The sequence below is a fragment of the Cellulomonas citrea genome (assembly GCF_009829685.1).
Taxonomy (GTDB): domain Bacteria; phylum Actinomycetota; class Actinomycetes; order Actinomycetales; family Cellulomonadaceae; genus Cellulomonas; species Cellulomonas citrea.
Map to the genome: position 1 here is coordinate 1 of NZ_VWSD01000297.1, position 1,264 is coordinate 1,264.

General features: G+C 79.0%; 1 pseudogene. It reads right to left on the reverse strand.

Annotated features, from left to right (window positions below):
• Positions 1 to 1,264: pseudogene (locus tag F2B26_RS17610) on the reverse strand (sacsin N-terminal ATP-binding-like domain-containing protein); the annotation flags it as partial.

Genomic DNA, 1,264 nt, shown 5'->3' on the forward strand with positions numbered 1-1,264 from the left:
CCCTCGACCCGGCCGTCCGCGAGGTCACCGGCCAGCGGCAGGTCGAGCAGCGCCGCCAGGTCGGACGCCCGCGCGGCCGGGCACGGCAGCATCGGGCCAAGGTCGACCCGTTGCAGCCACATCGGGCTGTCCGGCACCACGACGGCCTCGGCCTCGACCACCCGCACGCGTTCGGGCCCCGCACCCGGTCCCAGCAGGGCCGGCAGGTGCGCGGGCAACGAAGCCCTGGCCGGTGGGCGCCCGCGCCGGTCGTCGGCGAGCGCCGCGAACGCCCGCCAGACCCGCACCGCCGTCGCCGGCTCCACCGCGTTCCCCCGCACCTCGTCGAGCAGCTGGGCCCACGCGTCCAGGTCGAGCTCCTCGGGTGAGCCGACCCCGCCGAGCGCGGCCTGCACCTGCACGTCGGCGCCCGCGAGCACCGGCGGGGCGGCCGGCAGCAGACCGTCGAGCACCCCCGGGGCCAGCGCGAACGGGTGGTCCAACCCCAGGTCCGCGCGCTGCCGCAACCACCACGTGGTGTACGACGGGGCGCTCCCCCGCTCACCGCGCACCGGCTCGACGAGCGCGTCGCGCAGCCGGCGGTCGGAGCCGAACCCGGCCAGCAGCGCGGGCCAGGCCTCGGGTGCCACCGCGTCCAGGTCCGCCACAGCCGCCAGGTCACCCAGCCAGGCCCCCGCACCGAGCCGGGCGGCGAGCTCGGCCAGGTAGTCGCCCCAGCCGTCCAGGGTCGCGGCCACCAGGGCGGCCTCGGTGTCGGCGTCCAGGTCGAGGGCCAGCGGGTCGGCGATCACCTCGGGCACGTGCACGACGACGGGCGCCGCACGCACGCCCACCGCGGCGAGCACCTGCGCACCGAACCGCTCGACGGCCGACGCGGCGACCGGGGCGAGCACCCGGTCGTCGAACAGCCGGTGCGCGGACGACCCGGGCAGCACGAGCCCGTGGGCGGGCGTCGGCTCACCGTCAGCCGCGGGCAGCTCGACGAGCCCGAGCCAGGCCGGCAGCCGGGGGTCCGGACCGTCGTCGAGCACGGCGCGCACCAGGTCGAGCACCGCGGCGGCGACCTCGCCCACCTCGTCCTGCGGGTCCTCCTGGCGGTCCAGCACCGCCGAGCGCACGGCCGGGTGCACGAGCAGCCCCTGGGCGTCGGCGGCCGACGCCCCGAGCCGTTCGAGCACCGGGTGCACCGCGGCCGGGTCGACCACCCGCACCCCCCAGTCGGCGAGCGCCGCGAGGGTCCCCGGGGCCAGCCGGGCGACGAGCG